Genomic DNA, 352 nt, shown 5'->3' with positions numbered 1-352 from the left:
CCTAAAATCCGCAACTATCATCCAATACACGATTAAGGGTAGATTTATGAGTCGTTAGTAGCAGCTTTCAGTAAAAAGCAACAGCACAACATCAATATGTAGCCACCATCCCCTTACCCCACGATGCGACTTGAGGTAATACGCAGATTCAAACCGGAAAGAAAGGATTCTTATCCGAATTCTGTTTTGAAGGGTTTTGCATAAGCGCGGTTCTCTGTGTAGATATTCAGCACGTATTGCCTTGCAGTCATGATCCACTTGGCAGGTACGGAGATGAATCTGAAGACAAAAGCCTTTATGCGACTCGTTTTCTTGAGCCCAAAAGCCTTGGTGTCAAGCCTGCTCATGATGG

General features: G+C 44.0%; 1 pseudogene. It reads right to left on the bottom strand.

The features are described 5' to 3' along the window. Positions 1 to 170: 170 nt before the first annotated feature. Positions 171 to 352 (bottom strand): annotated as a pseudogene (locus I6E49_RS14315) (IS1380 family transposase); the annotation flags it as partial.

It is taken from the genome of Leyella stercorea, assembly GCF_021531655.1.
The sequence above is the reverse complement of the archived record's forward strand: the minus strand, read 5'-3'. Positions and strand labels throughout refer to the sequence as shown.